At 36.0% G+C, this 9486-nt stretch carries 7 protein-coding genes, 1 pseudogene and 1 other annotated feature; of the genes and pseudogenes, 6 read left to right on the top strand and 2 right to left on the bottom strand.

Features of this window, described 5'->3' with window-relative positions; genetic code table 11:
- Together MOC86_RS22560 and MOC86_RS22555 are read right to left on the bottom strand one after the other, a co-directional pair.
- On the bottom strand, positions 1 to 431 hold a 431-nt coding region (locus MOC86_RS22560; RefSeq protein ID WP_268586202.1), incomplete at its 3' end, for a LysM peptidoglycan-binding domain-containing protein.
- A 485-nt stretch (positions 432 to 916) separates the two neighbouring features.
- Complete coding sequence (locus MOC86_RS22555; protein WP_326847757.1) at positions 917 to 3214, bottom strand: immune inhibitor A domain-containing protein; 2298 nt, start codon at positions 3212 to 3214, stop codon at positions 917 to 919.
- Positions 3215 to 3636: 422 nt separating this feature from the next.
- On the opposite strand from MOC86_RS22555, the gene MOC86_RS22550 reads away from it, so the two are divergent.
- The 6 genes and pseudogenes from MOC86_RS22550 to MOC86_RS22525 all read left to right on the top strand — a co-directional run bounded on the left by MOC86_RS22550 (position 3637) and on the right by MOC86_RS22525 (position 9482).
- Positions 3637 to 4758 carry an acyltransferase gene (locus MOC86_RS22550; protein ID WP_268586201.1) on the top strand — a complete coding sequence of 374 codons (1122 nt, stop codon included), beginning with the start codon at positions 3637 to 3639 and terminating at the stop codon, positions 4756 to 4758.
- Positions 4759 to 4953: 195 nt separating this feature from the next.
- Positions 4954 to 5121 (top strand): annotated as a pseudogene (locus tag MOC86_RS22545) (diapolycopene oxygenase); the annotation flags it as partial.
- 112 nt (positions 5122 to 5233) lie between these two features.
- Complete coding sequence (locus MOC86_RS22540; RefSeq protein ID WP_268586200.1) at positions 5234 to 6013, top strand: sporulation protein; 780 nt, start codon at positions 5234 to 5236, stop codon at positions 6011 to 6013.
- A 51-nt stretch (positions 6014 to 6064) separates the two neighbouring features.
- A complete protein-coding gene (budA, locus tag MOC86_RS22535) occupies positions 6065 to 6790 on the top strand; it encodes an acetolactate decarboxylase (protein ID WP_268586199.1) in 726 nt (241 codons plus the stop codon).
- A 57-nt stretch (positions 6791 to 6847) separates the two neighbouring features.
- Positions 6848 to 7063: a binding site (T-box leader), on the top strand.
- Between the two features lie 42 nt (positions 7064 to 7105).
- A complete protein-coding gene (proB, locus tag MOC86_RS22530) occupies positions 7106 to 8221 on the top strand; it encodes a glutamate 5-kinase (protein WP_268586198.1) in 1116 nt (371 codons plus the stop codon).
- A 13-nt stretch (positions 8222 to 8234) separates the two neighbouring features.
- Entirely contained in the window at positions 8235 to 9482 is a 1248-nt protein-coding gene (locus MOC86_RS22525; protein ID WP_268586197.1) for a glutamate-5-semialdehyde dehydrogenase, read from the top strand.
- The last annotated feature ends 4 nt before the right edge of the window (positions 9483 to 9486 follow it).

Genomic DNA, 9486 nt, shown 5'->3' with positions numbered 1-9486 from the left:
GCTTGTTGCTGAGCTTGAGTCTCTTGTTGAGTAGGAGCTTGCTGCTGAACCGGAGCTTGTTGTGTAGCTGCCGGAGCGTTAGCTGTAATTGTTAATTGAACTCCTGGATGAATTATATCTGATGTTAAGTTATTTGCGTTTTTTAAGTCTTGAACAGTTACGTCAAATTTTTTGGCGATTCCCCAAAGAGTATCACCTTTTTGAATTGTATATGTTTTCTCCTCAGAGACAGTCAATTTGTCCCCAGGTAAAATTTTATTTGATGTAAGGTGATTCCAATTTTTAATGTCTTTTACTGAAACGTTATGTTTTTGAGAAATTCCCCAAAGCGTGTCCCCTTTTTGTACGTCGACTTCTTTCGCAGATACTTGTGATCCGATTGTTACAGATAGAGCCGTTGCTGTTAAAAGTGAAACCATCTTCTTCTTCATAAACATATCTCTCCTTTGTTAACTCTGGATTTATAAGCTAACGAGAGTCATATTAACATAGATATGTTTCAAAAGTATTACAGAGTAATTAGCTCAGTGTTACAATTTAACTACAAGGGTATGTGTTGGAAAAAAAGGAAGGTAACTTTGTTACTATTTAGCGCTTATATCAAGGGTTATACTGCTTCTTCCCTAGATAAAGAGACTTAGAAAAGAAATTTATTTTTTTAAATGAGTAGAGTGACTTTTTTATAGAAAAATAGAGTGAGTCCAATTAGGAGAAGGGATGAGAGGCAAAAGAAGAGAAAATTAGAGAATGATAGAATCTAGGAAAATAAAGGATTTATTGTAATAATGTTAAAGTAGATGCAACGAATACCTACTTTTGTTACAGAATTATACAATTTAAATAAGAATGATTCCTATAAACTAGAGTGAAGAGAACAAATAAAGAAAAAGGCAACCTTAAAAAAGGCTGCCTTTTTTTATTTGTGAATCCATACAAGTCCTGCTGAATTATCTTTTGCTTCACCCATGACTTCGAACTTTAGACCAAGTTGAGGTAAAATTTTACCTGCATCAGGAATGTTTTGATCAATATATTTTTGGGAGTCATCAAAAACTCTATTTCCTTTTAGAGAATAGAAGTTATAGTTTCCACGCGTTAAATCATTTAGAGAGAATGGTTCCGTACGATCAAATGAGAAAGCTGCATCTGCGACTTGATAACGTGTGCTTTGGCTATATGTTATCTCCCCATCCTTTTTGCCTGCAATAGCTTTCGGGTGTGCATCCACTACTCCTAAGAACCCTTCACCAGGATGTTCTCCTACCCAGTTATCTGTGAAGCTTTCATCGCCATACCAAACGACAAGCCCTGTATTGTACTTCGCATTTCTTGAATGCTCTAGAGCTTTGTCACTTCCGGCATAGTTTCTCCATTCTAGATAGTAGTAATGATCTTTTGAAAATGTTCCATCTGATTGAATAAACCCATCCATTTCTAATTTAGGAGTTCCTTCACTATCATCTTTAAATATATTTTTGTCGTCAACAAGTACATTTGCTTCATCTAATGCAAAACCATCTAACGATAAACCACCATCTGTTACATAATTAAATTCAAGATGTACTTTCTTTCCTATAAAAGGAGTTAAGGTGTAATTTTTATCAATCCATTTTCCTTTTGTAGATTCTGCACGTCCATCTCCATCTGTGTCTTCGTCTCCAATTGTATCTATCTCTGTTTTAGTTCCATCATCTGTTACTGCATAAACATGAAGAAAATCATAATCATATTCAATATCATAGAAGGCTTTGTATTGGAAGCTTGCAGTTTTTGCATTTGTTAAATCAAATTGTGTTGTTTTTAACGTATGATTTAAATTATCTCCTTTTGTACTATAGTAATATTGTTTACCAAAAGCAGGAGAGATTCCTTTTACTTTTTTAGGAGGTAAATTGACTTTTACAATACCTGGGTTATTAGACTTTGTTACACTCTGATCTAAAACAGCTCCAACTCCATACTTATTAATATCTGCATAGTCTACTGTTGCAATATTAGCCCAATTTCCTCCCATTGTGGTTTGGAAAAACTCTTTATTTTGAGGAGAGAAACTCGTTGGTTCTGTACCTGCAATCTTTCCATTCCAACTACCACCGCTCATAATAGACCAGGAAGCAACAGGTTCTCCTTCTCCGCTATATTGTGTATCATATTCATCTGGTAATCCTAAATCGTGTCCATATTCATGGGCAAAAACGCCAACTGCTCCATCTTCGGGTTGAATGGTATAATCGAAAGCAGCCATTTCGCCCCCCCAATAATCAACATCTGCTTTTGTTCCATCAACAGGGTGGACTCCATCTAATGTCCAGCGGTGTGACCAGATTGCGTCATCTCCAAGGGAGCCACCGCCTGCTTCCTGTCCAGTTCCAGCGTGGATAATCATCAAGTGATCAACAAGCCCGTCTGGTTCATTGGCATTTCCGTCACCATCATAATCGTACAAATCATAGTTATCAAAATCTGATAACTCAATTCCTGATTTAACGGCAGCATCTAAAGCATCTTTTACTAGTCCACGGGGACCTTTTGTCCCACTTGCGTTATCATGTCCACTTGTTCCATCTGCCCCATAATCAGCAGCATTACCTTGAACAGTCAACCAATCTGAAACAGTCCCATCAACAGTATAGCTTCCACCAGATTGTTCTTCATAATACTGCTTAAATGTTTTAACTTTATCTCCATTAAAGAGCTTGAATTCCTCATCTCCAAACATCAAGTCTTCATAATGTTTTTTATTAAAGTCATCATCATACATATATCCTTCTTCTTGCTGAACATTATTATGTTTAAAGTCATTATATTCGACAAGAAGGACAAGAACTTTGTCTGTACGGACATCACCGTTATATTTTGCTTGCTTTGCTTTTTTTACGTTTACTCCATCTTTTCCTTTATTAATTTGTTTGTTTGCTTTCTCAAGTTGTTTGGCTAGTTTTTTTTGCTGCTTTTCAACTAGTTTTTCAGCTTTTTGATTAAAGACAGCTTTTTGAGGATGTTCCGTGTTTTTTTCTACTCTTTTTTGATTAATATAATTTTCAACAGCGCGGTCTAATGAAGAATTTGTGAGGGATTTACTTATGATGCCTTTGTCTTGGAGTTCTTTTGCTAGTCTTTCTTCAGGAATAAGTCCTGGATCAATAGGAGGGGAAGGGTTTATTTTCTCATGCGTCTGGGCAGAAGCTTGTCCTCCTAGTGGTGCTAGAAACATTGAGCTAGCCAAACAAATTCCAAAGAAACCTTTAGTCAATATTCTCTTTTTCAATACTCCATCTCCTTTAAAATTAATTTTCAGAAAATATAGATAAATATAGTTTAATATTTTGATAAAATTTGTCAATATATTATTTATTAGATAGAAATTTTGATGCATTTATAAAAATTTAAATATATAAACATTAAAAACTGCTAAATGAATAGAGGAAATATTCTTTTAAGGGAAGAAAGTTTTGAACACGTATAAAAGATAAATGGAGAGAAGGAATATACATAAAAAACAGAAAATTTAAATTTTATTTTTTTAACATGTGTTAAATTTCCAATGGTTTATCCCTATAAATATGTTATTTTTATAGTTGCATAACGATTCACTTATTTTCTTCAGAAGATGTATTAGGGAGGGAATTTTAGTAAATGAAAAAGCAAAAAAAGCCAAATATTAATTCTATCTATTTTTTGAGGATATTTGCGATGTTGATGGTTATCCTTGTGCATGTCACAGGAGCCTATACTTATACATTACTAGCTGGAACAGACGCTTATGAAAAGTACCATTTTATTAATCGTATCATTAGAATTGAAGCGGGTATTTTCATTGTGATTACAGGAATGGTTTTCTTTTACAACTATATTAACCGACCTTTAACGGTATCGTTGTGGAAAAACTATTACATTAAAAGAGTGTCCTACATTTTAGTTCCTTATCTTGTTTGGGCTATTATTTATGAAATTTACTCTCATTGGGGATCTATGGACACCTTTAATTTGCAAGAAGCACTTGTACGTATTGCAAGAGGTGAGTCATATTATCAGCTTCATTTTATTTTTCTAATTGTACAAGTTTATCTTGTACTACCCATTTTTGTGTACATTGCGCAAAAATGGATGTTTTTTAGGAAGTATATGTGGCTCTTTGGTATTGCGATTGAAGTCTGTTATTCTTTATTAAATTCAGCTTATCATTTCACAACCCTTAATTTATTTGTAGACAGTTTAGCTACGTTTTTACTAGGAGCTTGGATTGGGGTTTACTATCAAGAACTGCGAGAAAAAGCATTTAAAAAGTCAAATATCTTATTGTTAATCTTTACATTTGCTATTGGTACGATAACGGTTATACTCCACTATCATATATACACAATGCAGACGTTACACTTACCGGCAGCTATCTATAACATGTGTAATTTAACATTTATGGTAGTAGGAAGTTATACAGCATTCCTTGTAGCTGAAATGTTAGCTCAAAAGTTTTCTCCAAAATATATGGCTATTGTTAAAAATATTGCTGTTTATTCCTTTGGATTTTACTTGATTCATCCGCTTGTTCTTACAGGAGTAGCGAAATTTATTCCGTTGCAAGCAAACGTGACTTTCCATTTTAGTATGCTTGCAACATATATTGCAGTTGTTTTCCTTTGCTATACAATCATATGGGCTGTTCATAAGTTCCTACCCTTTGCCAACTTTATATTTGGAAAGCTTCCGAAAAAGGCAGTCTTTCTTTACGAACATAAATCGTCTACATTAAAGGGGTAGATATAGGTTATATAATGATATACAAAAAAGGCTACGTAGTTTGTAGCCTTTTTTATATATTCTTCACTAAACAAAGTTTAAGTTAGTTTGAATAGGGAAAAAAGGATATGACTATAATAGTCTGTATTTTCTGTTTAATCCATTGTTAATCGAAAGAATATATATGAAAAAATATGACGGAACATATAGTGATTAAATGAAGGTTTTTACTTTAGTATTTCTTATTTTAAGTTTGTTTACGAAGGATTGTATTTTGTAGGAGGCTCTACACACCCAGGTGGAGGAGTTCCAATGGTTGTTTTATCTGGACAACTTACCGCTGACTTAATTAAAGAAAACGAACTTCAAAAGGCAGCCAAGTAGAATATAACTTCTTAAAAAAATGCAACCAAAAAGATATATGAAGCGTATAAGGTGATACAGAGAAAATTATGAGGCTTCACAACAATGTAGTCTATATAAGGAGATGGTTCGTATGTCATTTTTTAAGAAAGTTGCGGCAAGTATAGGAATTGGTTCTGCTAAAGTTGATACTATATTAGATTCATCATCATATTCTCAAGGGGAAGAAATTACAGGTGTTGTCCATGTTACAGGAGGTAATGTTGAGCAATCAATGAGTGACATTGATATTGAAGTTATGACACAGTATCTTATTGAAGAGGATGACAAGAAACACTATCGTGAAGTGAAGTTGTTATCTCATCGCGTAACAAATTCTTTCGTTATTAAAGCGGGAGAGCAAAAAGATTTTCCTTTCTCATTCCAGCTTCCTTTAGATACACCTGTTAGTGTGCGAAACGTGAACGTCTGGCTTCATACAGATGTTGATATTGAAAAAGGTGTTGATAGCAAAGATAACGATTCTATCAAAGTTGTGCCACATAAGTGGGTTAACAATGTGCTTCAAACTGTTGAACAAATAGGTTTTCGACTTCATGAAGCAGATTGCGAACATGCTCCGTATTTTCGACGACGTTTGCCTTTTGTCCAAGAATTTGAATTTCGCCCGGTTTCTTCGCAATATAGAGGGAAACTTGATGAGCTTGAACTTGTTTTCCAACTCGAAGACCATGGCTTAGAAGTAATTGTTGAGGTAGATCGAAAAGCAAGAGGAATGTTTGGGTGGCTTGAGGAAATGTACAATGATGAGGAACGTCTCCTTCGTGTGTATTTTGATAAGGCAGAGCTTGAGTCAGGACAAAAGCATATTGAAACAAAGCTACAAAGTTTAATCAACCAACATGCAGGGTAAAAAATGATATTGATGAAAGTAAGAACGTAGAAGAGAAAGGATGAAAGTAACGTGACAGAAGGTCAACGACAAGGTGATAATATCTATCAAGTATCAACCTTCAGTGCTTTACTAGATGGCGTGTTTGAAGGGGAGGTTCCTTTTAGTGTAGTGAAAAAGCACGGCGATTTTGGAATCGGCACATTCAACAAACTAGATGGTGAAATGTTAGCGGTTGACGGAGAATTTTATCATCTACAAGGAGATGGTACGATTAAAGAAGTAAAAGAAGATGAGAAAACTCCTTTTGCCGCCGTTACTTTTTTTAATCCTTCTTTAACATATCGAATTCAAGAGAATGGAACAAGGGAGCAAATTGGACAATTTATCTCTAGTATATTACCTAGCGAAAATTTGTTTTATTCTATTCGTATTACAGGCTCATTTTGTAGTATGAAGACGCGAACAGTTTCCAAACAGGAGCCCCCATATTCTTCAATGACAGACGTTGTTAAAGAACAGAATGTTTCTACCTTTAAAGATTGCAAAGGAACAATTGTTGGGTTTTACACACCCCGGTATGTTCAAGGGCTGGCTGTTGTTGGTTATCACCTTCATTTTATTAGTGAAGACAAACAAGGCGGAGGCCACATCTTTGATTTTGAAATAGACAGTGGTACGGTTGAAATAGGAGAACATGCTAATCTTCAGTTTGTACTGCCAAAAACAAAAGAGTTTTTAGAAGCAGATTTAATGCATGGAAATATGGCAGAAGAAATTGAAAAAACGGAAGGTTGAAAATTATAAGAAAGATCTTCTTGACACCGTTCTTTTTTCTCGGCATAATAAAGAAAAATTAGAACGTTGAAGAGGAATAGTAATTAGATTTCCCATGTAAGAGAGCGAGGTTCATCGGCTGCAAAACCTTGTCATGGAGGAGCTAATGAACCTACCTCAGAGTCTTAGAGGGAAAATCTAAGCGTGTGTACCGGCGTTAACGGAAAAAGTGGAGCATAATAACTTGTGCTCAAATAAGGTGGTACCGCGGAAAAAGCCCTCTCCGTCCTTTTGTTAGGATGTGAGAGGGCTTTTTGTATACGTGGAGGGGAAAAAATGAAAAAACAGCGTGTTGTTGTAAAGATTGGAAGTAGTTCATTAACAAATACAAGTGGTGGAATCGATAATACAAAGTTGAGTGAACATGCGGAAGCTATCGCTGCTTTACGTGCTGAAGGGCATGAAGTTGTATTAATTTCTTCAGGTGCGGTTGCGGCGGGATTTACAGAGCTTGGGTATCCTTCAAGACCTGTCACAATCAAAGGAAAGCAAGCATCAGCGGCTCTTGGACAAAGTGTTTTAATGAGTGCTTATATTGAAGCTTTCAGTACTTATGGAATAAAACCAGCTCAAATTTTGTTAACTCGCCAAGATTTTGCTCATCGTGAGCGTTATAGCAATGCATATGATACGCTCTCCGAACTTTTAGAGCGCTCTGTTTTGCCTATTGTAAATGAAAATGATTCAGTTTCAATTGAAGAGCTTACATTTGGTGACAATGATATGCTTTCAGCTCTTTTAAGTGGCTTAATTCACGCTGATCGTCTTATTATCCTTACAGATATAAATGGCCTCTATGATGATAATCCAAATAAAAATCCAGGTGCCAAACGGATTGACTATCTTGAACAGGTCACAGAAGAGTTTTTGTCAGTAGCAAGCGCTGAAGGTTCCAAGGTTGGGACAGGGGGAATGAAATCAAAACTTCTTGCTGCAGAAATGGCGTTATCTCTTGGTGTGCCAACCTTTATTGGAAGTGGTCAAGGACCTAGGAAGCTGCTCAAGGTTTTGGAAGGAAATGGAGATGGTACGTACGTAGGAGCCAAAGTAACAGGCCTTAATACCCGTAAACAGTGGATTGCTTTTCATTCATCTTTGAAAGGAAAAGTAATGATTGATGAGGGGGCAGAAAGAGCGTTAGTGAAAGACGGAAGAAGTCTTCTTCTTGCAGGAGTTGTTGAAATAGAAGGCGTTTTTAAAGAAGGAGACGTCATTGAAGTAGAAGGAACAAATGGGATAATTGGTAAAGGAGAGGTGTGTTATTCATCAGAAGAGTTAAATCGTTTAAAAGGTAAGCGAAGTGATGAGATTGCACATAGCGTTGAACGTTCTTCTTATGAAGTGATCCATCGCGATCAATGGGTTGGACAGCATAATCTTTTATTAAGATAGAGGGGGAAAAAAGATGAGTGAAGTAATTGAAAAAGGTCAAAGAGCAAAAGAAGCAGCATCTGTTCTTGTTCATAAAACAACAGACGAAAAAAATAGTGCATTAACAAGTATTGCAGCACAACTTTTGGCTCAAAGTAGCTATATATTAGAAGAGAACAGCAAGGATATTGAAGAAAATCGAGCAAAAGGTGTAGAAGATTCCTTATTAGACCGTCTTCTTTTAACAACTGAAAGACTGGAAGGAATGGCTCATGGAATTGAGCAACTTGTTAAGTTAGAAGATCCAACAGGTAAAGTACTACAAACAATTGAGAGAAATGATGGACTTAAAATTACTGAAATGCGTGTTCCACTCGGCGTTGTAGGAATGATTTACGAAGCAAGACCAAACGTGACAGTAGATGCCTCAACTCTTTGTTTGAAAACAGGTAATGCTGTTATTTTAAGAGGAAGCTCTTCTGCTCATTATTCTAATAAAGCAATCGTAAATGTGATCCATAACGGGTTAAAAAAAGCTGGTTTTCCAAAGGAGGCTGTCCAACTTATTGAAGATACAAGTCGCCAAACAGCTAAAGAGCTTTTCACACTTAATGAGTATTTAGATGTTCTCATCCCAAGAGGGGGTAAAAATCTTATTCAGACCGTTGTGAGAGAGGCTTCTGTTCCTGTATTAGAGACAGGCGCAGGTAATTGTCATATCTTCATTGATGAATCTGCAGATGTAAAAATGGCATTCGAAATTGTTATTAATGCCAAAACACAGCGTCCATCTGTTTGTAACGCAATTGAGACAGTCCTTGTTCATGACGCATGGCTTGCCCTACATGGTAAAGATCTTCTTTCCTTGTTAATGGACCATGGAGTGGAAGTACATGGCGATGAAGCTGTTTGTCAGCTTCACAGTCGGGTACAAAGAGCAACTGAAGATGATTGGGAACAAGAGTATTTAAATAAAACGGTAGCAATGAAGCGTGTGTTGTCTGTTGGGGAAGCTGTTTCACATATTAATAAATATGGAACAAAGCATTCAGAGGCTATCATTACGAATGATGAAAGTCATGTGAAGGAATTTTTTACTTCTGTAGATGCAGCAGCTCTTTATCATAATGCCTCAACTCGTTTCACGGATGGATTTGAATTCGGGTTTGGATCAGAAATTGGTATTAGTACACAAAAGCTTCATGCGCGAGGGCCCATGGGATTAAAAGCTCTAACATCCACTAAGTTTGTGATTAGAGGAAACGGACAAATCAAAAAATAAACAA

Origin of the sequence: Priestia endophytica, assembly GCF_026790145.1 — a bacterium.
Lineage (GTDB): Bacteria > Bacillota > Bacilli > Bacillales > Bacillaceae_H > Bacillus_I > Bacillus_I endophytica_A.
This window is presented reverse-complemented; position numbering and strand designations above follow the sequence as displayed.

Excerpts from the sequence above, each read along its gene's own strand:
- MOC86_RS22555 (WP_326847757.1), bottom strand. The coding sequence starts at position 3,214 with ATGTTTCTAGCACCACTAGGAGGACAAGCTTCTGCCCAGACGCATGAG.
- MOC86_RS22550 (WP_268586201.1), top strand. The coding sequence starts at position 3,637 with ATGAAAAAGCAAAAAAAGCCAAATATTAATTCTATCTATTTTTTGAGG.
- MOC86_RS22540 (WP_268586200.1), top strand. The coding sequence starts at position 5,234 with ATGTCATTTTTTAAGAAAGTTGCGGCAAGTATAGGAATTGGTTCTGCT.
- proB (WP_268586198.1), top strand. The coding sequence starts at position 7,106 with ATGAAAAAACAGCGTGTTGTTGTAAAGATTGGAAGTAGTTCATTAACA.
- MOC86_RS22525 (WP_268586197.1), top strand. The coding sequence starts at position 8,235 with ATGAGTGAAGTAATTGAAAAAGGTCAAAGAGCAAAAGAAGCAGCATCT.